Below are 25075 nucleotides of genomic sequence, written 5' to 3'. Positions count from 1 at the left end.
GGCCCGTGCCATGACCGAACTGCCCAAAACATTCGACCCCGCCGCAATCGAAACCCGCTGGTATGCCCATTGGGAAGAAAAGGGCCTGTTCCGCCCCGAACGGCCGGACGCGCAGCCTTATACCATCGTCAATCCGCCGCCGAACGTCACCGGCAGCCTGCATATCGGCCATGCGCTCGACAATACGTTGCAGGACATCATGATCCGCTACGAACGGCTGCGCGGCAAGGATGCTTTGTGGGTGGTCGGCACCGACCATGCGGGCATCGCGACGCAGATGGTGGTCGAGCGGCAGATGAACGCGCGGGGCGAAAAGCGCACCGATTACACGCGCGACGAATTTGTCGCCAAGGTGTGGGACTGGAAGGCCGAGAGCGGCGGCACCATCACGGGTCAGTTGCGGCGGCTGGGCTGTTCGATGGACTGGAGCCGCGAACAATTCACCATGGACCCGCATTTCAGCAAGGCCGTGGTCAAGGTGTTCGTTGAGCTTTACCATCGTAAGGATGCGGACGGTAATCCTGCCCCGCTGCTCTATCGCGACAAGCGGCTGGTCAATTGGGACCCGCATTTCCGGTCGGCCATTTCCGACCTGGAGGTCGAGACGAAGGAAACGCAGGGCGGCTTCTGGCGGTTCAAATATCCGCTGGCCGATGGCGTGCGTTTGGCCGACGGGGCGGACCATATCGTCGTCGCGACGACCCGGCCCGAAACGATGCTGGCCGACATGGCAGTCGCGGTCCATCCCGACGATCCGCGCTATCAAAGCGTGATCGGCAAGGAGATTTTGCAGCCGATCACCGGGCGGCGCTTGCGGATCGTCGGCGACGACTATGCCGATCCCGAACTGGGGTCCGGCGCGGTCAAGATCACGCCGGGGCATGATTTCAACGATTTCGAGGTCGGCAAGCGGGCGGGGATCGCGGCGGGCCAGATGCTCAACATGTTCGATGCGGATGCGCGGGTTGTTCAGCCCAAGCAGTATGCTTTGAAAGTTGTAATGGTGGCAGATCAGGGAGGCACTTCTGATGATGTCGCCGGTGCAATCCCCCGCCGATTCATTGGACTTGATCGCTTTGACGCTCGAAAAGCTGTCGTTGAAGAAATGAAAGTGCTGGGCTTTTTGGTTCCGCACGTCACCAAGAACAAAGAAGGCGAAGAAGTCGCCGCCGATTTCGAGCCGCGCGTCATCCAGACGCCGTTCGGCGATCGGTCGGGCGTCGTGATCGAACCATGGCTGACGGACCAATGGTATGTCGATGCTGCCCAATTGGCTGTCGCGCCAATGCAGGCTGTCCGGGACGGACGGATCGAGATCGTCCCAAAGAGCTGGGAAAAGACTTTCTTCAACTGGATGGAGAATATCCAGCCCTGGTGTGTGAGCCGGCAATTGTGGTGGGGGCATCGGATTCCGGTTTGGTACGGAAAAGACGTTAGCGCCTCTGGAAGTGTGCCAATTACTGGCCGAGGGCCGGAAGTGTGGAAGCCATTTGTTGCGGAAAATGGTGCATTTGCGAGCGATTTAGCTCAAGCTCATTACGCAGAAATATTCGGCACTGAGGTTGAGGTCGAGATCGTTAACGACGCTGCCGCAGTGGGTTTGATGGACTGGGTTGAATTAGGCGAGGATCATCCTCCGCGTATACGTCTTTGGCGCGATGAGGACGTCTTGGACACCTGGTTCTCCTCGGCGCTGTGGCCGTTCGGGACGCTGGGCTGGCCGGAGGGCGCAATGGAAAAGCCCCTCCCCTTCAGGGGAGGGGTTGGGGTGGGGGCCATCGACCAGGCACAGGATTTGGGGCACGCCCCCACCCCCGACCCCTCCCCTGAAGGGGAGGGGAGCAACTCGCTAGTATCCCGCCACTATCCCAACGATCTCCTCATTTCCGGCTTCGACATCCTGTTCTTCTGGGACGCGCGGATGGCGATGCAGGGGATGGAGTTCATGGGTGACGTGCCATGGCGCAAACTCTATCTCCACGGCCTCGTCCGCGCCGCCGACGGGCAGAAAATGTCCAAGTCCAAGGGCAATGTCGTCGATCCGCTCGGCCTGATCGACAAGTTCGGGGCCGATGCCCTGCGTTTCTTCATGGCGGCGATGGAGAGCCAGGGCCGCGACGTGAAGATGGATGAGAAGCGGGTCGAGGGCTATCGCAACTTCGCGACCAAGCTGTGGAACGCCGCGCGCTTCCTCCAGTCGAACGGCGTGAAGGCCTCGACCAGTCATGAGGCACCCGCCGCGCACCTGCCGGTCAATCGCTGGATCATCGCCGAAACGGTCGCGACCGTGCAGGCGATCGACAGCGCGCTCGCCGACCTGCGCTTCGATGCGGCGGCCAACGCCATCTATCATTTCGTCTGGGACCAGTTTTGCGACTGGTATATCGAACTGACCAAAGGCGCGATGGATGACGAGTCGCGGGCCGTCGCGGGCTGGGCGTTCGACCAGATTTTGGTGATGCTGCACCCCTTCATGCCTTTTATCACCGAAGAGTTATGGCACCTGACCGGCGCGCGCGCGAACGAGTTGATCGTTGCGCAATGGCCGCAGGCTCTGGCCGCGGTGGACAGCGAAGCACAGGCGGAGATCGACTGGTTGATCCGCTTGGTGAGCGCCATCCGTACCGCGCGGACCGAACTCAACGTGCCGCCGGGGGCAAAGCTGCCGATGGTGGTGAGCGACGGGTCGGAGGAGACGCATCGCCGTCTCGATCGGCAGGGTGCGGCGCTGGCGCGGCTGGGGCGGATCGAGAGCCTGACCTTTGGCGAAGCGCCGACCGGCGGCGCGGCGCAGATCGTGGTGGATGAGGCGACCTTCATCCTGCCGCTGGAAGGCGTGATCGACATCGCGGCGGAAAAGGCGCGGCTCGCCAAGGCACTGGCCGCGGCGCAAAAGGAGCGCGATGCGCTGGGCGGGCGGCTGTCCAACCCCAGTTTCGTCGAGAAGGCCAAGCCCGAAGCCGTCGCCAAGGCGCGCGAGGATCATGGCGAGAAGACAGCCGAGGCGGAAAGATTGCAGGCGGCGCTCGACCGGCTGGGGTGAGTAGGTGTCTGTAAGCGTTGAGACAGAGGCGATCATATTTGATGGCGTGTTGAGACAAGCTGATCCTCCCCTGGCAGGGGAGGTGGCAGGCGAAGCCTGACGGAGGGGTGTCACCCTCTCGATAGGGTGACACCCCTCCACCGCCTTCGGCGGTCCCCCTCCCCTTACAGGGGAGGAATTTAGGGGCGGGTCTGCAAAGGATATGTGCGTCATGCGAGTGGGAGTTGAGGGATGAGCATGGCGGCAGGCAACACGGGCGCAAAAGACCTGACGCAAGGGCCGATCGCGTCCACGTTGATGCTGTTCGCCATGCCCACATTGGCGTCGAACATCCTTCAGTCGCTCAATGGCTCGATCAACGCCATCTGGGTCGGACGCTTCCTGGGGCCTCAGGCGCTGGCGGCGACCGCCAACGCCAATATCATCATGTTCCTGATGTTCTCGGTCGTCTTCGGCTTCGGCATGGCATCCACGGTGATGATCGGCCAAGCCATGGGACGGCGCGACATGGACGCCGCGCGCCGCGCCTTTGGGTCGGCAGTCGGTTTCTGCATGGGGCTGGCGCTTGTCGTATCGACCCTGGGTTGGGTGGGGGCGCCCGCGCTGCTACGGCTGCTCGCAACCCCGGTCGAAGCCTATGCCATGGCGCTGGTCTATCTGCGCGTGATCTTCATCGCCATGCCCGCGACCCTCTTATCCGTCATGATCATGATGGGTCTGCGCGGCGTGGGCGATGCGCGCACGCCGCTCATCTTCATGATCGTCAGCGTTACGGTGGACTTGATCCTCAACCCCGTGCTGATCCTGGGGCTGGGGCCATTCCCGGCCATGGGGATTGCGGGATCGGCGACGGCAACGGCCATGGCGGGTTTCGTCAGCCTGATCGGGATCATCGTCTATACCTATGCCAAGGATCTGCCGCTGCGGCTGCGCGGGGTGGAGCTAGCCTATCTGCGCCCTGCGGCCGAACAGATGCGCGTGCTGCTGGGCAAGGGGTTGCCGATGGGCCTCCAGATGATCGTCATGTCGGCATCGGGGCTGGTGATGATCGGCCTCGTCAACCGCGAAGGGCTGCTGGTGACGGCGGCCTATGGCGCGTCGCAGCAGCTATGGACCTATCTCCAGATGCCCGCCATGGCGATGGGCGCGGCGGTGAGCGCGATGGCGGCGCAGAATATCGGCGCGGGGCGCTGGGACCGGATCAGCCGCATCACCGGCTATGGCATCGGCTATCAGTTGCTGATCACCGGCACGATGGTCGCGGTGATGCTGACCTTCCACGAAGCGTTGCTGGGGCTGTTTCTGGGCGACAATGACGCCGTGATCGCCGAAGCGTGGCATATGCAGTTGCGGGTGAGCTGGAGCTTCATCGCCTTTGGCTGCACGATGATCCTGTTCGGGGTGATGCGCGCCAATGGCGTGGTGATAAAGCCGCTGATCATCCTGATCTTCACCCTGTTCGCGGTGCGGATTGGCTTCTATTATCTCGCTTATCCCCGGATCGGTGCCGATGCGTTATGGTTCAGCTTTCCGGCCGGGTCGTTCGTCTCGCTGTTGCTGGCCTATCTGGTCTATGCCCATGGCGGCTGGCGCAAGGCCAAGCTGCTGGTGCCGGTGCATGAAGAGGAATGCCGGGAAACGGTAAACAGCGACGCCGAACCCGCCGGGCGCATCGCGCCGACCGGATAATTACCGCCCTTGGTTGCGCCAGCGGGTGATGGTGCGGTCTAGGATGGCCTCTTCGTCGCCTGACTGCCGCCAAAGGGCGGTAAAACTGGGGTCGCCGGACGCGGGGCGGCGATGTTCTTCCAGATTGTCGAGCGCGACGCGGATCGGCACGGCGACACCTTCGCCGCAGATGATCGCCTCGCGGTTGCGCAGCGCGGGGATCGAATCCAGGAAGCCACGCGCGCCTTCGGGCATGGCGGCCTTGACGAAAGCCTGATCGCGGTCGTTGTTCAGGCGCATGGCGATGATGGTGCCGCATTGCGACAACACGCCTTCGGCCAGGTCTGACGGGCGCTGGGTGATGAGGCCGAGGCTGACGCCATATTTGCGGCCTTCCTTGGCGATCCGCTCCAATATCTTGCGCACCGCCTGACCGTTGCCGCTGGTCGAATTGGGAATATAGCGATGCGCTTCTTCGCACACGAGCAGGATCGGCCGTTGCGGTTCGTCGCGCGCCCAGATGGCATAGTCGAACACCAGGCGCGACAGCACGGATACGACGGTCGAAGTGATGTCCGACGGGATGGCGGAGACGTCGATGATTGAAATCGGCTTGCCGTCCGAGGGCAGGCGAAAAATCTTCGCGAGAAAGTCCTGCATCGTGTCGGCGACCAGCATCCCTGAAAACATGAAGCTGTAGCGTGGGTCGGCCTTGATCTCGTCGATCTTGGTCTTGATCCGCATATAGGGCAGCGCCCCTGTGCCCTTGTCGAGCTTGCCCATCTCATTCTGGAGAATGGTGGTGAGATCGGAGAGCATATAGGGGACTGGCGAATCGACGGTCAGCCGACCAATTTGTTCGGCCAGCCGGTTCTTCATGCGGGCCGCGAGCAGGCATTTGGCGAGAATGTCGCAATCGACCGTCCGTTCCGAGCCGGATGAGGTGACGAACACCTCGCAATGTTCCTCGAAATTCATCAGCCAGTAGGGCAGCGCCAGATTGCTGATGTCGAACACCGCGCCATTGGCTGCGAAGGCCGCGCCATATTCGCCATGGGGGTCGATCATCACGATATGCCCCATGGGCGACAGGTCGCAGATGCGATGGAGGATCAGCGCGGCGCTGGTCGATTTGCCGGTGCCGGTGGAGCCGAGCAGCGCGAAATGCTTGCCCAGCATCTGATCGACATAGAGCGCAGCGCGCGTGTCGGTGGTGGGATAGACGGTGCCGATCTGGACATGCGGCCGGTCATCGGCGGCGTAAATCTGCTGCATATCCTTGCTCGACACCGGGAAAATCTCGGTGCCGGGGGTGGGATAGCGCGTGACGCCGCGCCGGAAGTGAAAGATGCGCCCGGTCAGCTTCTCTTCATCGCCCTCGCCCAGAAAGTCGATGTCCGCGACGATACTCTGACTGGCTTGGTCCAGCACCATCGCGCGGACGCTGGCGACCAGCCAGACCGAGCCGACGCGCATCTTGACCTGGCTGCCGACCTGGCCCGCCATCGCCGTGCAGGGATCGGCATCCTGGCCCAATATGGCAAGCCGTTGCGGATCAAGGAGAATTTTCGAACTGGAACCGGCGATCTGGAACACCATGCCCATCGACTGCGCGTTGGCAAGGGAAGCAGGTGCCGCGGTCGGCGTGAATTGATGCGCACCCGGCATATGGGTCATGGCCTTTGTCATCCCTTGGCCCGGAAAGACTTCCGGCAAACACATGATGTCTAGGCGGCGAAGGTAAATATTGGCTTATTCATCCCTTTCAACATGGCCTGATCCGACAGAATGCGCCATGGCGTCTTAACAAGGGCTAGTCATCCATCCAAAATGGATGGGCCTGATGTTTGGGAACAGGACGAGATGTCGGGCATTGAGCCCTGGCCACTACAGGATATTTTCGTGCCCGAAACGATTGCGGACCATGAAGCGCAGCGCTCCGACGCCATCGCCATAGCGCGAGTCATCTGCATTTTGGGCGTGGTCTATGTCCATGCCTGGACGGGGTTGAACGGGGCGGCGCTCGACGCATTGCGCGGAACGGCGCAGGAAAACCTGCGCTGGCTGTTGATGGAACTGTTCGGGCGCAGCGCGGTGCCGTTACTGGGCCTGATATCGGGTTGGCTGGTGGCGGGGTCGAGCGGTGTGCGCAACTGGAGCGGGCATGTCCGGCGCAAGGCGCGGACGATCCTGCTGCCGATGATCCTGTGGAATGGCATCGCGATCCTGCTGGTGTCGGGGGCTGCGCTGACGCTCGGCCTGTCCGCTCCAGTTCCCAAGACGATCTGGTGGGTCATCGACGAAATGCTGGTCGTGACCCGCAATCCGCACATCAATGTTCAGATGCCTTTCCTGCGCGATCTGTTTTTATGTATGGTCGCCGCGCCGTTGCTGGTGCGCATGCCGGGCTGGGCGCTGGCGTGCATAGCGCTGGTCGCGGCAGCCTGCCATGTCACAGGGCTAGGCCCACCGGTGCTGATGCGGGCGTCCATCCTCTTCTTCTTCACCCTGGGCATATTGGCGCGTCGGGGTGCTTGGGAAGAGCGGATACTTCGCTGGCCCCTGGTCTTGGCGCTGCTGCCCTTTACGTTGTTGATGGGCGCGCAACTCTATCGCGCCATTATGCTGGCTGACAGCGATGCTGTCCTGGCATTGCGGGGATTGGATTTGGCCGCGCGCCTTGCGGCCGTGATCGCCTTCTGGCGGATTGCCTGGATATTGGCGGGGGGCAGGGCGCGCTTGTTGCTCCTGCGGATCGAGCCTTATGTCTTTCTGCTCTTTTGCGCGCATCTGGTCCTGATCTGGCTCGGCGGCCCGCTTTTGGGCAAGCTGACCGGCCGCATGGGATCGCCACTATATCCCATCTATCTGATTCTGCAGCCCTTGCTGGTGCTGGGCGTCGTGATCATCCTGGGGAGGTTGCTCAGCAGGGTCGCGCCCCGTGCTGCGGCCCTGCTGAGCGGCGGTCGCCTATAGAACGGGTTCGGGGGTGGTAATCGCCTGCGCCGCTGCCATGGCGATGGCGAAGCTGTGCTTGCGGGCGGCGGGATCGAAAATCTGCCCGGTCAGGATCAACTCGTCGGCCCGCGTGCGGCGCAGGAAGGCGGCCAGATCATGCTCGACATCGGCTTGCGTACCGATGCTGGACGCGCTCAGAACATCGGCCAGCATCGCCTGCGCCTGGGGCGGCAGCGTGTCGTAATAATCCGGCACCGGAGGCTGGAGCTTGCCCGGCTGGCCGGTGCGCAGCCGCACGAACGCCTGCTGCATCGAACTGGCAAGCAATTGGGCGTCGGCCATGCTGTCGGCGGCGAAGACATTGTAACCCGCCATCACATAAGGCTCCTTCAACTGGGCCGAGGGGCGGAAGTCACGCCGGTAAATTTCGATGGCCTCGTCCAGCGCGGCCGGCGCGAAATGGGAGGCGAAGGCATAAGGGAGGCCGAGCGCCGCAGCGAGTTGCGCGCCATAGAGGCTGGACCCCAGAATCCAGAGCGGCACATTCGCGCCTGCGCCTGGCGTCGCCTGAATACCCAGTCGATCATCGGCGGCGAAATAGGCCTGTATCTCCATCACGTCGCGCAGGAAATTATCCGCGCCACCAGCCAAGGTTCGGCGGATCGCTTGCGCCACCCGCTGGTCGGAACCCGGTGCGCGCCCAAGGCCGAGATCAATCCGACCGGGAAACAGCGCATCGAGCGTGCCGAACTGTTCGGCGATGAGCAGGGGGGCATGATTGGGCAGCATGATGCCGCCCGCGCCGATGCGGATCGTCGATGTCGCCTGGCCGATATGCGCCAGCACGACCGACGTCGCGGCCGATGCAATGCCTGCCATGCCATGATGTTCGGCGACCCAGAAGCGGTGATAGCCCAGCCTTTCGGCATGAGCGGCGAGGTCAGCCGTATTGGCGAGCGCGGTGGCGATGCTGTCGCCTTCGCGGACGGGGACGAGATCCAGCAGGGAGAAGCGTGTCATGCTCCCCATATGGGGGCATGATGGGTTTTATTTCAATACGCAATATCAGATGGCGCGGCCAAAACCTTGCGCGGGTGTTTCGGTACGGCGGCCGAAGGTCACGGGACGGCGCGCCACGAGCGGATTGGCATCGCGATCCAGCAACGCGAGCGTTTCGGTAAAGCAAGGGCGCAGCGCGACGACGGTCTCGATCAGTTCGTCCGGCTGTTCACGGGTCTCGACGCAGCGGCGGGCGACCATCTCAATCTCTTCGGCCATGGCGCTCAAGCGATAGGCACCGAACTGCGCCGATTCCCCCTTGAGCGTATGCGCGGGGGTCACCAAGGCGACGGCTTTGCGGGCGCGGAACGCCTCTTCGATTGCCTGAATCGACTTGACGCCATCTTCGCGAAAATAGCCCAATATCCGCGGAAAAGCCGCACCCAGTTCATTCCGGGTCCGGGTAAATTCGGTCCAGTTGACCAGATCGGTCTCTTGATGGGGCACGCGCACCGCTCCTTAGGCTACCCTGTGGAAATAGAGCAGGCATGTAAACAGGCGGTTAAAATCGGGTGGGCATCAGCCCGTGCGACGTAGTGAAAACCGATCCTCGTCAAGTGCTTCGAAGCTCCAGCCCTGGGCCTTGGCCAGCGCGGCCAATTCGGCAGGCGCGATAGGATCGTCAGCCTCCACCAACACTGCATCCGCCCCGCGCATGGCTCGTGCCGCGCGCAGCACGGGCCAGGGGCATTTCATGCCGCGCGCATTGACCGACACCGGCTCATTTGCTGGCATAGGGATTCTTGGCGCTCCGCAGCGTCAGGCGGACGGGCACGGCGCCAAAGCCCAGTTCCCGCCTTATGCCGTTCACCAGATAGCGGCGATAGCTTTCGGGCAAATCATCAAGGCGCGTGCCGAACAGCACGAAGGTCGGCGGGCGAGTCTTGTTCTGGGTGATGTAGCGCAGCTTGATCCGCTTGCCGCCCGGCGCTGGCGGCGGATTGGCCTCCAGCGCGGTTTCGAACCAACGGTTGAGGACGCCCGTGGACACGCGCTGCGACCAGGCGGTGCGGGTTTCGAACGCGACATGGATCAGGTCGTCCAGACCCTTGCCGGTGGCCGCCGACACGGTCATGATCGGCACGCCGCGTACCTGCGCCAGCCCGTCGTCCAGCGCTTTCTTGATGCCCTGATACAAAGCCGAACCATGTTCGACCGTGTCCCATTTGTTGAGCGCAACGACGAGCGCGCGCCCTTCCTCCAGCACCTTGTCGGCGATGCGCAGATCCTGCGCCTCCAGCCCGCGCGTCGAATCGAGCAGCAGCACCACGACTTCGGCAAAGTTCACAGCGTTCAAGCCGTCGGTCACGGCCAGCTTTTCCAGCTTGTCCTGCACCTTGGCGTGCTTGCGCATGCCCGCCGTGTCGATCAGGCGGACGGGGCGCTCCACGCTCTCGCGGCTGGTCCACATCCAGTCGACGGCGATACTGTCGCGGGTAATGCCCGCTTCCGGCCCGGTCAGCAGGCGGTTTTCGCCGAGCAGGCGGTTGATCAGCGTGGACTTGCCCGCATTGGGGCGGCCAACGATGGCGAGCTTGAGCGGCGCGCTCTCGTCATCCTCGTAAAATTCCCGCTCGAACGGTTCATCGCCTTCGCGCTCGACATGGGGCAGCAGCGCCTGGAACAGGTCGGCCATGCCCTGGCCATGTTCGGCCGAAAAGGGGACAGGCTCGCCCAGTCCCAGGCTGAAGGATTCCATCACGCCATCGTCGGCGGCTTTGCCCTCCGCCTTGTTGGCGACCAGAATGACCGGCGCATCATTGGCGCGCAGCCAGCGGGCGATTTCCTCGTCCAGCGGGGTGATGCCCGCGCGCGCGTCGATCATGAACAAGGCGACGTCGCAATTTTCGACGGCCGCTTCGGTCTGCATCCGCATCCGGCCGGGCAGGCTGTTGGCGTCCTCATCCTCATAACCGGCGGTATCGACGATGGTGAAGTCGAGGCCGAGCAGATGCGCTTCGCCCTCGCGCCGGTCGCGGGTGACGCCGGGCTGGTCATCGACCAGCGCGAGCTTCTTGCCGATCAGGCGGTTGAACAGGGTGGACTTGCCCACATTGGGCCGCCCGACAATGGCTACGATGGGCAGCATGGAGGCCCGTTTCCTTCTTATCTAAAAAACGCAATTCTCCTGCGAAGCCAGAAGCCCAGTCCAAAAGTGGAGGAACTGGGCTCCTGCCTTCGCAGGAGCATGCTTAGCACGAATATTCGGTTTAGCGGAACGCCGTCAGTTTCCCGTCATCCGCCAGCACATAGAGCATATTGTTGGCGATAACCGGCGAAAGCGACATGGAGCGTTTCATGTCCACTTCGGATTGCACGACGCCGGTCGTTGGATCGACATAGGCCATTTGGCCGCGCGTCGAGACGACGATCAGACGACCGCCCGCCAGGACCGGCCCCGTCCAGCGGATCGCCTTGTCCTTCTTCTTTTCCTTCTGCCAACGGCGCAACTGGCTGACCCAGCGGATTTTGCCGGTCGCGCGGGCGACGCAGAGCAGGCGCGCATCGCTGGTTACGGCAAATACCCATTCGCCCACGACCCAGGGAGTCGAGATGCCCGCAATATTGATTTCCCACAGGCGTTGACCGCTGGTGAGTTCATAGGAGGCCATGCGGCCACCTTGGCCGATCGCGAAAACACGGCCACGGTCGATAACCGGATCAGCGTCGATGTCGGTTAGCGTCGCCACGGCCGTTGAAATGCTGGTGCGCGACAGGGCGTCGCTCCAAAGCGTACGACCATTTTCGTAGCGATAGGCGTTGATTTCGCCCGAACTATAGCCAGCGATCACCGTGCCCTGCGCGGCCGCGGGGGCGGCAACGCCGAAGATCCCCGTAACCTGCAAGGTGCCGCTGTCGGTCCACTGGGTTTCGCCATCGCTCTGGTTCAGCGCGAAAACCTGATTGTCCTGACCCATCACATAGACATGGCCATTTTCCAGCGTCGGCGCGCCACGCAGCGGCCCGGCCAGATGCTTCTTCCAGATGACCGCGCCATCCGCCGCATTGAGCGCGAAGACGTCGCCAAGGCCGGTGCTGGCAAATACACGGTCGCCGATGACGCTGACGCCGCCGCCGAACAACGAACGGCCATTGCCCTTGCCTTCCGCGGGCAGGTCAGTCTGCCACAATTTCGACCCACTGGTGGCATCGAACGCAATGACATGCGCACCCGCATCGGTCACGAACAGCTTGCCGTCCGACACGACGGGCGCGGCTGCAAGCCGGGCCTGCGGGGAACTGCCAGCAATGGATGCTGTCCACACCTGCGTGGGCGAACCGCCCAGCGCGACATGGCCCATCGCCTTGGACGGATCGCCGCCCGGCTGCGACCAACTGTCATTGACGGCGGGAGCGGGCAGGGTGACCTGAACGTCGGCCAGGCTCGGTTCGACCTCGACGCCCTGTTCGCTGGTCAGGATGGACACGCGATTGCCGACCACCGGCGTCTTGGGGCCACCCTTCTTGCCGCCGATGATGCCGCACCCAGCGACCATCACGATCATGGCGGTCAGCGTCAGGGCGCGGCCCATGGGCGCAAATCTCTTCATCTTATGCTGTCCCATTTGCTCGTTACCCTTCCGTCGGCTCGGCCGGTATCTCTACCGCGTCGATCCCCATGACGCCTGCCATCTGACGCGCGCGTGAACGGATCGACTGCGGCACATTACTGTCCTTGGCAAGCGCGGCGAACATCGGCCCGGCGAGGTCCGTCTTGCCCATCTTGGCATAGGCGATGGCGACCAGTTCGCCCGCGCTGCCGAACCAGGGCGCGCCCTCGACGGCGAGCGGCTTGAGGCGATCGACCACCTGCTGCGGCTTGAGCGTTTCAAATTCGAGCGCGGTCTGGCGGATCAGCGCCAAATCGCGATAGGGCTGGTCCAGACCGGTGTCGGCGGCCATGGCTGCGTAGAGCGCGATCGCGCTCTTATTGTCGCCCTTACGTGCGGCCAAGCCAGCTTTGAGCAACTGCGCCGACGCGCGGTAGCCGGGCTGATCAGCCTTGGTGAGTGCGTCAAGCTGCTTGGCATCCGGTTCACCGCCGCCAGCGGTCGTCGCCAACACCGCGTCCATCTCTTCGGACACGGCCTGCGACTGGCTCTGCTGATGCTGCTGCCAATAGAGCCAGCCGCCAAAAGCCGCGAGGCCCAGCACCAGCACGACAAGAAGCACGCGGCCATAGCGCTGCCAGAAGGATGTCAGCTGGTCCTGCCGGACGGCTTCATCAACTTCACGCATGAAGGCTTCACTATTTTGCGGCGTCAGGGCCACTGCATTCTCCGGGACATGGATCAGAAATATGTGAGGGCAGAAGGCGCGATCAATAGCGGCGCTTATGCCACAGGCAAATCACTTTTTCGGGCGATAGACCTGTTCTTCGGTAGGAAAGGCGCGACTGCGCACATCGGCGGCGTAACGCTGGGCGGCACTGTCGATGCTTTGCGCGATAGTGTCGAATCGCTTCACGAAACGGGGGACGCGCTCGAACATGCCCAGCATATCCTCCGTCACCAGCACCTGCCCGTCGCAATGGGCGGACGCGCCGATGCCGATCACCGGCACATCGACGCTATCGGTGACGGCGACGGCCAGTTCCTCCATCACCCCCTCCAGCACCATGGCGAAGGCTCCGGCGTCGGCGACGGCGCGCGCGTCGGCCATGATCTTGGCATGTTCCTGCTGGCTCTTGCCCCGCGCGCCATAGCCGCCCAGCGCATTGACCGCCTGCGGCGTCAAGCCGACATGCGCCATGACCGGAATGCCGCGCTGGCCAAGGAAGCTGATCGTCTCCGCCATGGCCTGCCCGCCCTCCAGCTTGACCGCCGCCGCGCCGGTTTCCGCCATGATGCGGCTGGCGCTGGCAAATGCCTGCTGCGGCGAGGCTTCATAGCTGCCAAAGGGCATGTCGATGATCACGACGCTATGATAGCTGCCGCGCACGACGGCTGCGCCATGGGCGCACATCATGTCGAGCGTGACGGCGAGCGTGGATGGCAGGCCATAGATGACCTGGCCCAGCGAATCGCCGACCAGCAGCATGTCGCAATGCGGATCAAGCAATTGTGCCTGGCGCGCGGTGTAAGCGGTCAGCATCACCAGCGGCTCGGTGGTCTTGCCCTCGAACTTGCGCCGCTGGATGGCGGGCACGGTCAGCCGCTTCATGGGGGCCGGGGTGGGCGTGGCGCGGCTGGTCGCCGTGTCGATCGTGAAGGTCGTGGACATGGGTGCGCTCTACCCCACCCTGCGCCGGGCCGCAAATGCGCAAAGAAACGGGTGCGATCCAGGGAATCGCACCCGCAGGGTGGGAGCCTGTCAGAAGGAGAATTTGATCGTGCCGCCCCAGGTTTGCGGATCGCCCGGCTGGCCCGCGATCAGGCCGGTATTGCCGGGCGCGACCTGCAATGTTTCGATATAGTTGACGTCGAAGGCATTGCGGACCCAGCCGAACACATCGAAGCCCTCACCCCGGAAACCGGCGCGGACGTTGGTGAGCGCATAGCCCTTCACTTCGGTATAGATTGAAGGCGAGGCGTTGGAATTCCAGCGCGACCGATAATTGCCATCGACGCCGAGATAGACCTGGCCCTCCTTCGCCAGCAGCGTGATCGGTGCATTGACCTCCGCGCCGTAGGAGAAAGCCCATTTGGATACGCCGGGCAGTTCCTGCCCCGAAATATCGCACTGGCGGGGGCTGAGCGCACCGGGGACACCGGCTTGCGAATAATCGGGCGTTGCACTGGCGGGCTGAAGCGTGCCGCCCGACAATTCGGGCGGGCAGGGTGCGTTGGTGAATCTCTTATACTTCGCATCGGTATAGGCGCCGTTTGCATAAGCGCTGAAGCGATCGCTTGGCGTGATCTTGAAGTCGGCTTCGATGCCCTGCGACCGGACCTTGCCCGCATTGGCCAGATAGCCGCGCACCGTGCCGAATTGGCCGCCATTCACCGTCGCCTGGAAATTCTTGATGTCGGTGCGGAAGGCGGAGAGGTTGAAAGTCGCCCGGCGATCCCACAACTGGGTCTTGAGGCCGATTTCATAATGGTTGACCGATTCCGGCTTCACCGTCCCGGCATCGTAGTTGACACTATTGTCGGCGTTGAGCGGCAAGCCATTCTGGTTGATGCCCAGCGTCTTGAAGCTCTTGGCATAGGTCGCATAGGCGAGGACGTCGCGCGCGAATTTGTAGTTCAGGTTGAAGTCGTAGGTGAAGTTCCAGGCACTGTCCGATGGCGCGCTGACCTGCGGTTGGTAGACGCCGCATTGCGCGGCCAGTACCGATCCGGCTGCCGGGGTCGGGGAGCAACTGATAAGCTGGCCCTGGCCGTTGGTCACCACGCGCTCGTAGAAGCCCGACTTCTTGTCATAATTGATGCGCGCGCCCGACTGGATGGTCAGCGCATCAGTCACCTTCCAGCTCAACTGGCCGAACAGCGCGGCGCTGTCGCTCTTGAGATATTGGGTATTGCTGGCGGTCAGGCCTTGCAGCACGCTGGGATCGTTCGCAAGCGCGCCGGTCAGGCTCCATCGGCTGGCATCGGCACCCTGCTGTTCCGTGCCCTGGGTGTCGATCCGCTGTTTGAAGCCGAACAGGCCGACGACGAAATCGATCCGGTCGCCTTCCTGGCTGTAGCGGAATTCCTGGCTATATTGGTCCTGTTGCGAGGGGTTTTGCGATCGGGACACGATCGACAGGCCGGTAAAGTCGCGATCATTTTCCGGCTTCCAGTCCCAGAACCGCCAGGCGGTCACGGAGGTGAACTTGCCTGCGCCCAGGTCCCAGTTCACCTTCAGCGATGCGCCACCAATCTTGTTGCCAGCGTTCAAACTTGAGTCGAGATCGGTGCGGCGATCATAGACATTGCGGCTGGGCGCATAGTTGCGGCCGGGATTGGCGGCGTTGATCGCGGCAACCAGGGCGTCATATTGCCGATTGAGCGCGCGCTGGGTGCGGCCGACCCGCACGAAGGCGGTGCCGAACCCTTCCGGGTCCTGCTTGCTGTAATCGCCCGACAGGGTGATGCTGAGATCTTCACTGGGCTTGAACAGCAACTGGCCGCGAAGGCCCAGATTGTCCTGCTCGTTGATCCACCGGTCGCTGGTGGTGTTGAACAATGTGCCGCGCCGACTGGTCGATGCGATCGCGATCCGCGCGGCGATCGTGTCGGTCAGCGGGCCGGATATGGCGGCCTTGGCCTGCTTATAATTGAGATTGCCCACGGTCAGTTCGGCGCGCCCCTCGAAATCGAAGGTCGGCTGGTTGGTGGTGATGTTGATCGCGCCGGCGGTGGTATTCTTGCCGTAGAGCGTACCCTGCGGCCCGCGCAGGACTTCGACCTGGGCCACGTCCAGAAAATCGAACGTCGCAGCGGCGACGCGCGAATTATAGACATCGTCGACATAGATGCCCACGCCCTGTTCGAACCCGTCGCTGGTCAGTCCGAACGGCACGCCGAGGCCACGGATGTTGACCGATGTGTTGCGCGGATTGGTGGTGTAGACCTGCAACGTCGGCGCAAGCTGCTGCAATTTGACGATGTTGAAATTGCCGGTGGATTCGATGCTGTCGCCCCGGATCACCGAGATGGCGAGTGGCACTTCCTGCGCCGTTTCCTGGCGACGCCGCGCAGTGACGACGATCACATCGCCGCGCACCCGCTGCGCCTCGGCAGTTGCATCAGCCTGGTCCGGCGCCCCGTCCGGGGCTTGCGCCTGCGCATGGGCGGCAGGCACGATGATAGAAGCGCTCGCCACACTGGCGAGCAACAGGAAACGCGCAATCATATATATCCCCTTTATGTCCGGATGTCCGGTGGATGTGTGATCGCGGCGATTCCGGTGGTCCGGTCATGGCCGATAGGTCGGGCTTCACGAGCTCGTGTCATGGCTGGATTGCTCCAGCCCGTTGTGGTTCGCCGATCCTGTGGTCAGGCGGTAAGGCGGGTCTTTTCCGTCACGTCGATCTGCACGACGCGGGCGTCATGCACGGTCAGCGTGATCGAGCCGAAGCGTAGTTCCTGCAAAACATCGCGCACCTTTTCGATGCTGGCGGCGATGTCGATGCGCGGCGTGTCGGCGCGGGCCTGGTGAAAGTCGATCGGTCGTTGGTCGGTCATCTGTAACTCCTGCCCCTTCTTATCTCAACTCTATAAGTAGACAAAGCATGAAAAATAGCAGACGGACAATCTGAGCTTCTCGTCTTCCCGCTTAGCGATGGGCATGGGTGACGCTGTCGGTAGCCGATCGAATATTGTGGGCGGCTGGCAGCGTCCGACGGGTTGGCAGGGGACGATAGCGCGCATTGTCGATCAACCGGTCGAGCAAAGCCTGCCCGAACTGCCAATCGCCCAGGCCTGAGTCCGCGTTGATATGCCCGCAATGGCCCGCATCGACGAACTCGCTGCCCCAATATTTGCCGATGCTGTGGGCGCGTTCGAAGAAGATGTAGGGATCGTCGCGGCTGGCCACCAGAATGGAGGGGAAGGGCAGCGACGAATGGGGCGTCGGGCCAAAGCCGCCGATCGTATCGGGCGTTTCCACCCGTTCGCAATCAGGTGGCGCGACCAGCAGCGCACCGACGACTGGCCAACCATAGGCCTGGCTCTGCAAGGCGCCCCACCAGCCGACCGTGATGCAGCCCAGACTATGGGCGGCCAGCACCACCGGGCCATCGACCTGACGAATGGCCGCGTCGAGGCGCGTGACCCAGGCATTGCGATTGGGACTGGTCCAGCGGCCCAGATCCACCCGCTGGCAATCGCCGCGCGTCTCTTCCCACACGCTTTGCCAATGGTCCGGCCCGCTATTGTTGAGGCCGGGAACCGTCAGCACCACCGGCTGGCGCGTGCTGTGCGAAACTCCGAATCGATCCATGATACACTCCTCTCGTTTCGCCACCTTCCATAACTCTATTTATAAAGTAGACAATTGCCAAGCGATGGATTGTGGTTGAGGAGAGGCAGCCGGAAAAGGCGATGGGCGATGCCAGATATGAAAAGAGGCGCATGACCGATTGGTCACGCGCCTCCCGAAGGACATCGAGTGCCCGGACCTACCAGGGATAAATCAGCCCATAATATTGGTAGACGTTGCGGCCATAGCCATCATCATATTCGGGCCGCTGCTCATCGGCATAGCGGGGGGCATCGTCCAGAACGGCCTTGTCCAGTTCCACGACATAGCCGCCCTGCGCGACATCATAGTCGAGCATCGACCAGGGCAGGGGATAATGATCTTCTCCCATGCCCAGAAAGCCGCCGAACGACAGGACCGCATAGCGCACCTGTCCGCTCTTCTTGTCGACCATGAAATTGGAAATCTTGCCGAGTTTCTCACCTTGTTTGTTAAAGACCGTGGTGCCCTCGACCCGGTCCGATGCGATCAGGTCGCCGCGATTGTGCATAGCCAGTTCGGCCATCGTCACTCTCCTCACATAATGTCGCTATATAGATGCAACCATGCGGGCAGGCTGGGGTTCCATCGCTGACACAAGAGGAGTGACGAGATGAAGATCAATCGCAACGGTTCGGCGGCCTGGAGCGGCGGCCTCAAGGACGGCAAGGGCACGATCTCCACCCAGAGCGGCGCGCTCGACGCCTACCCCTATGGCTTTGCCACCCGCTTTGAAGGCGTGCCGGGCAGCAATCCCGAAGAACTGATCGCGGCCGCCCACGCCTCCTGCTTCACCATGGCGCTGTCGCTGATCCTGGGCGAGGCCGGGCTGACGGCGGACAAGATGGAAACCAATGCCGTCGTGACGCTGGAAAAGCAGGATGACGGATTTGCCGTGACGGCCAGCCATCTGACGCTCAAGGCGACCATCCCCGGCACCGACGATGCGACGTTCCAGGAGCTGGCGGGCAAAGCCAAGGCGAATTGCCCGATCTCTAAGCTGTTGAAGGCTGATATCAGTCTGGATGCGGAACTGCTGAACTGACGACCGATTGCCTGGCGCGACGATGTTCGCGCCAGGCAATGTAAAGCCCGCTGGCGATGATCAGGCTTGCGCCGATCCAGGTCGTGATCATCGGCCAATCCTCGCCGATCGCGACGCCCAGCAACGTGGTCCAGATGATCGCGCTATAGTCCATCGGCAGCACCACCGACACCGGCCCCCAGCGCAGCGATGCGGTGAGGCAAAGTTGCGCGATCCCGCCGACACAGCCGATCAGCAGCAGCAGCCCCCATGTCAGCGGATCATGGGCCTGCGCAAAGAAGGGCATGGCGATGCCCAGCGGGATCATCGACAGCGTCGTGAACCAGAATACGACAACGCCTGCATTTTCCGTCCGGCCCAGCGCCCGCAGCACCAGGCTGACGCTGGCGGTTACAATCGCGGCAACGATTGCCACGGCGACGCCCTGCATCGGAAAATGCCCCGCTTCCGGGCGGATCATCACCAGCACGCCAACGAAACCGATGAGGACAGCGCTCCAGCGATGCACGCCCGTAGCTTCGCGCAGGATCAGCGCCGACAGGATCGTGCCGAAAATCGGCATGGTGAAGCCGATCGTCGCGGCTTCGGCGGGCAGCAGTAGGATGTAGGACAGGAAATTGAGCAACATGCCGGTCATGCCCAGCAGCATCCGGCTGGCATGCACGCCAATCCGCTGCGTCCGTACCGCGCCTAGCCCACCGGACAGGGACAGCCAGGCAATGACGAAGGGTAGGGCAAGCGCCTGGCGGTAAAAGAGCGACTCGACGATATGGACGCCGCGCTGATCGACGATCCGCACCGTCACGAACATCGCCGACAAGCAGATTACGGCGGTCAGGCGCAGGCCGATTGCCAGGAGCGGGCGATGGGGGCGGGCGGCGAGGGTCACGCCCCCGCCTTAGCCCGGTCGCGCGTTGACGCAACCGGGCTTGGTCAGGAAAGGCTTATGCCGCAGGCTTGCGGAATTTGAGCGTCATCCGATCGCTTTCGCCAATGGTGAGATATTTGTCGCGATCGACCTCTTTCTGGCTGAGGCCGGGCGGCAGGGTCCAGACGCCCTTCGCCCAGTCGGCTGTGTCCTTGGGGTTGGCGTTCACTTCCGACGCCTCGACAAATTCAAAGCCTGCTTCTTGCGCAATCCGCTTGATGGTCGAGACTTTGAGATAGCCGCTGCTCTTTTCCAGCGCGCTGTCGCGATCTTCGGGCAGGCGGTGATCGACCACGCCCAGCGTGCCGCCGGGCTTGAGCATCGCGAAAAAGGCCTTGAAGGTTGCCGCTTCGCTGCCTGCCATGACCATATTATGGACGTTGCGGAAGGTCAGCACCGTGTCCACGCTCCCCGCCGGGATCGTGGCGGCTTCATCGGGATGGGCGACCAGCGTCACCTTGTCATAGACGGTCGGCTTGGCGGCCAGGAACGTCTTGTAGCCATCCAGATAGCGGCCGCTCGGCTGGAGCGCGTAGAAGCGCCCATGATCGCGCAGCAGGGGCGCGAGGATTTCGGAATACCAGCCACCACTGGGGCTATATTCCACCACCGTCTGGGTCGGGGTGACGCCGAAGAAAGCCAGCGTATCGGCCGGATGGCGATATTGGTCGCGCGCGACATTGGCCGGGGTGCGGCTAGGCGCGGCGATAGCGGCCGCGATCGGGTCGGCGGCCTGATGCGCGGCATGATCGGCGTGCTGGGCGGCCAGCGGCAGGAGGGGAAGGCAAAGGGCGGTTGCAACAAGTGCGGTACGGGCGAGACGGTTCATCGGGGATCCTCTCTTATAGGGAGAGGCTGATGTGCCGTCCGCCCGTGCCAAGCGCAAGAGGAATGGAAGGGAAAGCCCCTTCGAACATCATTCGTTACAGGCAGGCTTCCAGAAACGGCTGATCGAAGCCAAACATCCGCGCCTTGTCGAGCGTATAGGGACGCAGGCCCATCGAGCGATATTCGCCGACGATCTTCCCGCTGTCATCCTCGTCATGATATTCGAACTTGAACAATTCCTGGGTGACGATGACGTCGCCCTCCATGCCGATGACTTCGGTGACGTTGGTGATACGGCGCGATCCGTCGCGCAGGCGCTTCACCTGGATGATCAGGTCGACCGAATCGGCGATCTGCTTGGAAATCGCTTCCTTGGGGATTTTGATGTCCCCCATCAGGATCATATTTTCCATACGACCCAGGCACTCGCGCGGGCTGTTGGCGTGGAGCGTACACATGGAGCCGTCATGGCCGGTGTTCATCGCGGCCAGCAGATCGAAACATTCCGCGCCACGAATTTCGCCCAGGATGATCCGATCCGGCCGCATACGCAGGGCGTTCTTGACGAGATCGCCGATGGTGATGGCGCCATTGCCTTCCAGATTGGCCGGGCGGGTTTCAAGCGGCAGCCAGTGCGGCTGTTGCAGGCGCAATTCCGCCGCATCTTCGATCGTCAGCACGCGCTCGCCCGGATCAATCATTTTCGACAGGGCATTAAGCATCGTCGTCTTGCCCGAACCCGTGCCACCCGAAATGACGATGTTGAACCGGCAGGCACCGGCAATCTTGAGCGCAGTCGCCATTTTGGGACTCATCGCGCCCCAATTGGCCAGCATGTCGAGCGTGATCGGTTTGGCGGAAAATTTACGGATCGAGATCGCCGTGCCTTTGAGGCTCAGCGGGGGCACGATCACGTTGACGCGGCTGCCATCGGGCAGGCGGGCGTCGGCCAGCGGCGTGGTCTGATCAACGCGGCGGCCGACCTTGTTGACGATCCGCTGCGCGATCTGGAACAGATGCTCCTCGTCGCGGAACTTGATCGGGGCGATGACCAGCTTGCCCTTTTTTTCGATATAGGTCTGGTCCGGGCCGTTCACCATGATGTCGGTGATGTCCGGGTCGTTCAGCAATTCTTCGAGCGGGCCAAGGCCCAGCAATTCATCGACCAGAACCTTTTCCAGCGCGAATTGCTCGCGTCGGTTGAGGGTGAGCTTGAGTTCGGCCAGCACCTCCAAAATGATCGGGCGGAATTCCTCCGCCAACTCATCCTTGGTCAGCGTAGCCGCGGCTTCGGGATCGACTCGTTCCAGCAGGCGGGGCAGCACCTGCTCTTTGATCTTGTGGACGCTGGCCTCGAACCCCTGCGGCCCCGCGTCGGGCAGATGCTCGGCATTGGCGCGATCGGACAGGCGCATCATCGCATCGGCGTTGCGCTGCATCTGGCTGGTTGGCGCGGACAGCGGGTCGAAACTCTCGCCGGGCAGCGACGCTATGTCGAGCGGCGGGAATTGTTCGCCGCCGCGCGGCTCCTCCTTGGGGCTGCCGCCGTGCATCGGTCGGGCGACGCCAAAGCCGGGCTTGATCGCGGCAGGTCCATTTTTCCGTCCAAAGGCGCTCATAAGTCTCCGCCAGCAAGTCGCGACCGTCGCCGGTCTGATAGTGTCGGATAAGGTGAATAGATTGGAAACTTTGACAAATGGCTAATGGCGGGAAGGCTGCCGTGCGGCGGATAAGGCGACACCAACAAAAAGGGGCACCAACGGCACCCCTCTTCATGCGGCAGGGTCAACGCCTACCGCCTTATTTCTGAAGACTCAGCCCGCCTTTTCGGCCAGCACCGTCAGACCCTTTTCATTGACCTCGGCAAAGCCGCCCTGCACCGGAATAATCTCCGGCGTGGCCCCGGCCGACGCATAAATCTGGATGCTGCCATCGCGCACGGTCGACATGAAAGGGGCATGGCCCTCCAGCACGCCGAAGTCGCCATCGGTGCCCGGCACCACAACCTGCCACACATCCGCTGCACGAACGAGCTTTTCCGGGGTCACGAGTTCAAAATGCAGTGCCATGTTTTCGATCCTCTTGCCCTCTCCCGCCTTCGCGGGAGAGGCTACGAAGACTTGGCAGCTTGCTGCCTAGTCAAAGTCGGTGAGGGTCTTTCTATCTTTCCGCTCATTGTCAGAAAGAGAGAAAGACCCTCACCCAACCCTCTCCCGCGAAGGCGGGAGAGGGCTAGATAGGTTCTGCTTAAGCCGCTTCGGCAGCGAGCTTCTTGGCCTTTTCGACCGCTTCGTCGATGCCGCCAACCATGTAGAAGGCGTTTTCGGGCAGATGGTCATATTCGCCTTCGACCACGGCCTTGAACGACTTCACCGTATCTTCGATCTGCACGAACTTGCCGCTGATGCCGGTGAAGACTTCGGCGACATGGAAGGGCTGCGACAGGAACTTCTGGATCTTGCGCGCGCGGGCGACGGTCAGCTTATCTTCTTCGGACAGCTCGTCCATGCCCAGAATGGCGATGATGTCCTGCAGCGACTTGTACTTCTGCAGGATCGACTGGACCGCGCGGGCGGTGTCATAATGTTCCTGGCCCACGGTGCGCGGCTCCAGCACGCGGCTGGTGGAGTCGAGCGGATCGACCGCCGGGTAGATGCCCAGTTCAGAGATGGCGCGGTTGAGAACGGTCGTCGCATCAAGATGCGCGAACGAGGTCGCCGGTGCCGGATCGGTAAGATCGTCCGCGGGAACATACACGGCCTGGACCGAGGTGATCGACCCCTTGTTGGTGGAGGTGATGCGCTCCTGCAACTGGCCCATGTCGGTCGACAGGGTCGGCTGATAGCCCACGGCCGAAGGAATACGGCCCAGCAGAGCGGACACTTCCGCGCCCGCCTGGGTGAAGCGGAAGATGTTGTCGACGAAGAACAGCACGTCCTGGTTTTCGACGTCACGGAAATATTCAGCGATCGTCAGGCCCGACAGGGCGACGCGGGCACGCGCGCCTGGAGGCTCGTTCATCTGGCCATAGACCAGCGCAACCTTGGAGCCTTCGGAGATGGCATTGCCATCGGCATCCTTGGCGATGACGCCTGCGTCGAGGAACTCGTGATAGAGGTCATTGCCCTCACGGGTCCGCTCACCCACACCGGCGAAGACCGAAGTGCCGCCATGGCCCTTGGCGATGTTGTTGATCAATTCCTGAATGAGAACCGTCTTGCCAACGCCTGCGCCGCCGAACAGGCCGATCTTGCCGCCCTTGGCGTAGGGCGCGAGCAGGTCGATAACCTTGATGCCGGTGACCAGGATCGAGCTTTCGGTCGACTGGTCGACGAACTCAGGTGCCTTGGCATGGATCGGCGAGCGCATGTCAGTCGCGACCGGGCCGCGCTCGTCAATCGGTTCGCCGACGACGTTGAGGATGCGGCCAAGCGTGGCCGGACCGACCGGGACAGTGATCTGCGCGCCAGTGTCGGTGACTTCCTGGCCACGGGTCAGGCCTTCGGTCGAGTCCATCGCGATCGTGCGGACGGTGTTCTCGCCCAGATGCTGGGCGACTTCGAGTACCAGTCGCTGGCCGTTATTGCTGGTTTCCAGCGCCGAGAGGATGAACGGGAGCGCATCGGGGAAGGTCACGTCGACGACGGCGCCGATGACCTGCGAAATGCGGCCTACATTGTTGGTGGTTGCCATGACTGCTTCCTTGCGTGCGTGTACTTAGAGGGCCTCAGCGCCCGAAATGATTTCAACGAGTTCGGTGGTGATCGCGGCCTGACGGCTGCGGTTATACTGGATCGTCAGTTTGTTGATCAGGTCGCCGGCGTTGCGCGTGGCATTGTCCATCGCGGTCATCGACGCGCCCTGTTCGGATGCGTTGTTTTCCAGCAATGCCTTGAACAACTGGATCGCCACGTTACGCGGCAGCAGATCGTCGAGGATCGCTTCCTCGCTCGGTTCATATTCGACCGTCGCGCCGATGGCGTTGCGGTCGGCATCGGCCGGGATTTTGACGGGGATGATCTGCTGCTCGGTCGGGATCTGGGCGAGGGCCGACTTGAAGCGCGAATAGAAAAGATGCGCCATGTCGAACTTGCCGTCCAGATACATGGTGGTCAGTTCAGTCGCAATCGCCTGCGCCTGCTCATAACCGGGCTGTTTGGCGCCGGTCGTGTCGAATTGACCCATGATCGCGCCGGGGTAGAGGCGGTTGATGACCGGACGACCCTTGCGGCCGATCAGGTAGAATTTCACCGTCTTGCCCTGTTCGATCAACGCATCCGCCTTCGCGCGCGCGGCCTTGACGATGTTCGCGTTGAACGCGCCGGCGAGGCCACGGTCGGAGTTGGCGACGACCAGCAGATGCACCTCATCCTTGCCAGTGCCCGCCAGCAGCGGCGACGCGCCTTCGCCCGAACCACCCGCAATTTTCGAGGCCAAGCTGGCGACCACGGCTTCCAGACGGCTGCTATAGGGACGCGCGGCCTCCGCTGCGGCCTGCGCCTTGCGCAGCTTCGCGGCGGCGACCATCTGCTTCGCCTTGGTGATCTTCTGGGTCGATTTGACCGACCCGATCCGGATCTTCAGTTCTTTGAGGCTAGCCATCTCAATCCCGTGTTTCCCTCCCCCTTGAGTGGGAGGCAAGTGAAACTTGGCGGCT

Annotated in this window: 22 protein-coding genes; 4 read left to right on the top strand and 18 right to left on the bottom strand. The window is 62.4% G+C overall.

Features of this window, described 5'->3' with window-relative positions:
• The first annotated feature begins 10 nt into the window (after positions 1 to 10).
• On the top strand, positions 11 to 3043 hold the full coding sequence (locus J2W40_RS14635; RefSeq protein ID WP_310226063.1) for a valine--tRNA ligase: 3033 nt from the start codon (positions 11 to 13) through the stop codon (positions 3041 to 3043).
• Positions 3044 to 3280: 237 nt separating this feature from the next.
• Positions 3281 to 4732 carry an MATE family efflux transporter gene (locus tag J2W40_RS14630; protein WP_310226170.1) on the top strand — a complete coding sequence of 484 codons (1452 nt, stop codon included), beginning with the start codon at positions 3281 to 3283 and terminating at the stop codon, positions 4730 to 4732.
• On the opposite strand, the gene J2W40_RS14625 is transcribed toward J2W40_RS14630, so the two are convergent.
• A complete protein-coding gene (locus J2W40_RS14625; protein ID WP_310226061.1) occupies positions 4733 to 6388 on the bottom strand; it encodes an ATP-binding protein in 1656 nt (551 codons plus the stop codon).
• Between the two features lie 186 nt (positions 6389 to 6574).
• On the opposite strand from J2W40_RS14625, the gene J2W40_RS14620 reads away from it, so the two are divergent.
• Entirely contained in the window at positions 6575 to 7687 is a 1113-nt protein-coding gene (locus J2W40_RS14620) for an acyltransferase family protein (RefSeq protein ID WP_409050382.1), read from the top strand.
• Here J2W40_RS14620 and J2W40_RS14615 read toward each other — a convergent pair.
• The 11 genes from J2W40_RS14615 to J2W40_RS14565 all read right to left on the bottom strand — a co-directional run bounded on the left by J2W40_RS14615 (position 7682) and on the right by J2W40_RS14565 (position 18143).
• Positions 7682 to 8689, bottom strand: a complete 1008-nt coding sequence (locus tag J2W40_RS14615) for an LLM class flavin-dependent oxidoreductase (protein ID WP_310226060.1) — start codon at positions 8687 to 8689, stop codon at positions 7682 to 7684. The genes J2W40_RS14620 and J2W40_RS14615 overlap by 6 nt on opposite strands.
• Before the next feature lie 45 nt (positions 8690 to 8734).
• Positions 8735 to 9175 (bottom strand): Hpt domain-containing protein, encoded by a 441-nt coding sequence (locus J2W40_RS14610; protein ID WP_310226058.1) that lies wholly within the window; start codon positions 9173 to 9175, stop codon positions 8735 to 8737.
• 72 nt (positions 9176 to 9247) lie between these two features.
• Positions 9248 to 9463, bottom strand: coding sequence for a sulfurtransferase TusA family protein (locus J2W40_RS14605; protein ID WP_310226057.1), 216 nt, complete (start codon positions 9461 to 9463; stop codon positions 9248 to 9250).
• Complete coding sequence (der, locus tag J2W40_RS14600; RefSeq protein WP_310226055.1) at positions 9450 to 10817, bottom strand: ribosome biogenesis GTPase Der; 1368 nt, start codon at positions 10815 to 10817, stop codon at positions 9450 to 9452. The genes J2W40_RS14605 and der overlap by 14 nt, the downstream gene beginning before the upstream one ends.
• Positions 10818 to 10938: 121 nt before the next feature.
• Complete coding sequence (locus J2W40_RS14595) at positions 10939 to 12261, bottom strand: outer membrane protein assembly factor BamB family protein (protein WP_310226166.1); 1323 nt, start codon at positions 12259 to 12261, stop codon at positions 10939 to 10941.
• 40 nt (positions 12262 to 12301) lie between these two features.
• The gene (locus J2W40_RS14590) at positions 12302 to 13000 is read right to left on the bottom strand and encodes a tetratricopeptide repeat protein (protein WP_310226053.1); all 699 of its coding nucleotides are present in this window, start codon (positions 12998 to 13000) and stop codon (positions 12302 to 12304) included.
• A gap of 78 nt (positions 13001 to 13078) precedes the next feature.
• Positions 13079 to 13951 carry a 3-methyl-2-oxobutanoate hydroxymethyltransferase gene (panB, locus tag J2W40_RS14585; protein ID WP_310226051.1) on the bottom strand — a complete coding sequence of 291 codons (873 nt, stop codon included), beginning with the start codon at positions 13949 to 13951 and terminating at the stop codon, positions 13079 to 13081.
• A 90-nt stretch (positions 13952 to 14041) separates the two neighbouring features.
• On the bottom strand, positions 14042 to 16510 hold the full coding sequence (locus J2W40_RS14580; protein WP_310226048.1) for a TonB-dependent receptor: 2469 nt from the start codon (positions 16508 to 16510) through the stop codon (positions 14042 to 14044).
• Between the two features lie 143 nt (positions 16511 to 16653).
• Positions 16654 to 16842, bottom strand: coding sequence for a YezD family protein (locus J2W40_RS14575; protein WP_310226046.1), 189 nt, complete (start codon positions 16840 to 16842; stop codon positions 16654 to 16656).
• Positions 16843 to 16933: 91 nt separating this feature from the next.
• Positions 16934 to 17599 carry an RBBP9/YdeN family alpha/beta hydrolase gene (locus tag J2W40_RS14570; RefSeq protein WP_310226044.1) on the bottom strand — a complete coding sequence of 222 codons (666 nt, stop codon included), beginning with the start codon at positions 17597 to 17599 and terminating at the stop codon, positions 16934 to 16936.
• A 178-nt stretch (positions 17600 to 17777) separates the two neighbouring features.
• On the bottom strand, positions 17778 to 18143 hold the full coding sequence (locus J2W40_RS14565; RefSeq protein ID WP_096061122.1) for a PRC-barrel domain-containing protein: 366 nt from the start codon (positions 18141 to 18143) through the stop codon (positions 17778 to 17780).
• 87 nt (positions 18144 to 18230) lie between these two features.
• Between J2W40_RS14565 and J2W40_RS14560 the strand changes: the two genes are divergently transcribed.
• Positions 18231 to 18662, top strand: coding sequence for an OsmC family protein (locus J2W40_RS14560; RefSeq protein ID WP_310226041.1), 432 nt, complete (start codon positions 18231 to 18233; stop codon positions 18660 to 18662).
• Here J2W40_RS14560 and J2W40_RS14555 read toward each other — a convergent pair.
• From J2W40_RS14555 to J2W40_RS14530, 6 genes are all read right to left on the bottom strand, one after another.
• Entirely contained in the window at positions 18634 to 19518 is an 885-nt protein-coding gene (locus J2W40_RS14555; protein WP_310226164.1) for a DMT family transporter, read from the bottom strand. The genes J2W40_RS14560 and J2W40_RS14555 overlap by 29 nt on opposite strands.
• Positions 19519 to 19606: 88 nt before the next feature.
• Positions 19607 to 20419, bottom strand: coding sequence for a class I SAM-dependent methyltransferase (locus J2W40_RS14550; RefSeq protein WP_310226039.1), 813 nt, complete (start codon positions 20417 to 20419; stop codon positions 19607 to 19609).
• Between the two features lie 94 nt (positions 20420 to 20513).
• Positions 20514 to 22037 (bottom strand): TadA family conjugal transfer-associated ATPase, encoded by a 1524-nt coding sequence (locus tag J2W40_RS14545; RefSeq protein ID WP_310226036.1) that lies wholly within the window; start codon positions 22035 to 22037, stop codon positions 20514 to 20516.
• A 195-nt stretch (positions 22038 to 22232) separates the two neighbouring features.
• Positions 22233 to 22487, bottom strand: a complete 255-nt coding sequence (locus J2W40_RS14540) for an ATP synthase F1 subunit epsilon (RefSeq protein ID WP_037477469.1) — start codon at positions 22485 to 22487, stop codon at positions 22233 to 22235.
• 178 nt (positions 22488 to 22665) lie between these two features.
• On the bottom strand, positions 22666 to 24111 hold the full coding sequence (gene atpD / locus J2W40_RS14535) for a F0F1 ATP synthase subunit beta (protein WP_310226035.1): 1446 nt from the start codon (positions 24109 to 24111) through the stop codon (positions 22666 to 22668).
• A 24-nt stretch (positions 24112 to 24135) separates the two neighbouring features.
• Positions 24136 to 25020, bottom strand: a complete 885-nt coding sequence (locus J2W40_RS14530; RefSeq protein WP_310226034.1) for a F0F1 ATP synthase subunit gamma — start codon at positions 25018 to 25020, stop codon at positions 24136 to 24138.
• Positions 25021 to 25075: the final 55 nt, after the last annotated feature.

It is taken from the genome of Sphingobium xenophagum (genome assembly GCF_031457465.1).
Taxonomy (GTDB): domain Bacteria; phylum Pseudomonadota; class Alphaproteobacteria; order Sphingomonadales; family Sphingomonadaceae; genus Sphingobium; species Sphingobium xenophagum_A.
Note: the sequence above shows the minus strand (reverse complement) of the source record. Positions and strands in the feature narration are given on the sequence as shown.

Bases quoted from the DNA above. Each gene is read 5' to 3' on its own strand.
- J2W40_RS14540 (WP_037477469.1), bottom strand. From the start codon at position 22,487: ATGGCACTGCATTTTGAACTCGTGACCCCGGAAAAGCTCGTTCGTGCA.
- J2W40_RS14615 (WP_310226060.1), bottom strand. From the start codon at position 8,689: ATGACACGCTTCTCCCTGCTGGATCTCGTCCCCGTCCGCGAAGGCGAC.
- J2W40_RS14625 (WP_310226061.1), bottom strand. From the start codon at position 6,388: ATGACCCATATGCCGGGTGCGCATCAATTCACGCCGACCGCGGCACCT.
- J2W40_RS14580 (WP_310226048.1), bottom strand. From the start codon at position 16,510: ATGATTGCGCGTTTCCTGTTGCTCGCCAGTGTGGCGAGCGCTTCTATC.
- J2W40_RS14545 (WP_310226036.1), bottom strand. From the start codon at position 22,037: ATGAGCGCCTTTGGACGGAAAAATGGACCTGCCGCGATCAAGCCCGGC.
- J2W40_RS14605 (WP_310226057.1), bottom strand. From the start codon at position 9,463: ATGCCAGCAAATGAGCCGGTGTCGGTCAATGCGCGCGGCATGAAATGC.
- der (WP_310226055.1), bottom strand. From the start codon at position 10,817: ATGCTGCCCATCGTAGCCATTGTCGGGCGGCCCAATGTGGGCAAGTCC.
- J2W40_RS14595 (WP_310226166.1), bottom strand. From the start codon at position 12,261: ATGGGCCGCGCCCTGACGCTGACCGCCATGATCGTGATGGTCGCTGGG.
- J2W40_RS14575 (WP_310226046.1), bottom strand. From the start codon at position 16,842: ATGACCGACCAACGACCGATCGACTTTCACCAGGCCCGCGCCGACACG.
- J2W40_RS14565 (WP_096061122.1), bottom strand. From the start codon at position 18,143: ATGGCCGAACTGGCTATGCACAATCGCGGCGACCTGATCGCATCGGAC.
- J2W40_RS14570 (WP_310226044.1), bottom strand. From the start codon at position 17,599: ATGGATCGATTCGGAGTTTCGCACAGCACGCGCCAGCCGGTGGTGCTG.
- J2W40_RS14635 (WP_310226063.1), top strand. From the start codon at position 11: ATGACCGAACTGCCCAAAACATTCGACCCCGCCGCAATCGAAACCCGC.
- atpD (WP_310226035.1), bottom strand. From the start codon at position 24,111: ATGGCAACCACCAACAATGTAGGCCGCATTTCGCAGGTCATCGGCGCC.
- J2W40_RS14530 (WP_310226034.1), bottom strand. From the start codon at position 25,020: ATGGCTAGCCTCAAAGAACTGAAGATCCGGATCGGGTCGGTCAAATCG.
- J2W40_RS14550 (WP_310226039.1), bottom strand. From the start codon at position 20,419: ATGAACCGTCTCGCCCGTACCGCACTTGTTGCAACCGCCCTTTGCCTT.
- panB (WP_310226051.1), bottom strand. From the start codon at position 13,951: ATGTCCACGACCTTCACGATCGACACGGCGACCAGCCGCGCCACGCCC.
- J2W40_RS14630 (WP_310226170.1), top strand. From the start codon at position 3,281: ATGGCGGCAGGCAACACGGGCGCAAAAGACCTGACGCAAGGGCCGATC.
- J2W40_RS14560 (WP_310226041.1), top strand. From the start codon at position 18,231: ATGAAGATCAATCGCAACGGTTCGGCGGCCTGGAGCGGCGGCCTCAAG.
- J2W40_RS14620 (WP_409050382.1), top strand. From the start codon at position 6,575: ATGTCGGGCATTGAGCCCTGGCCACTACAGGATATTTTCGTGCCCGAA.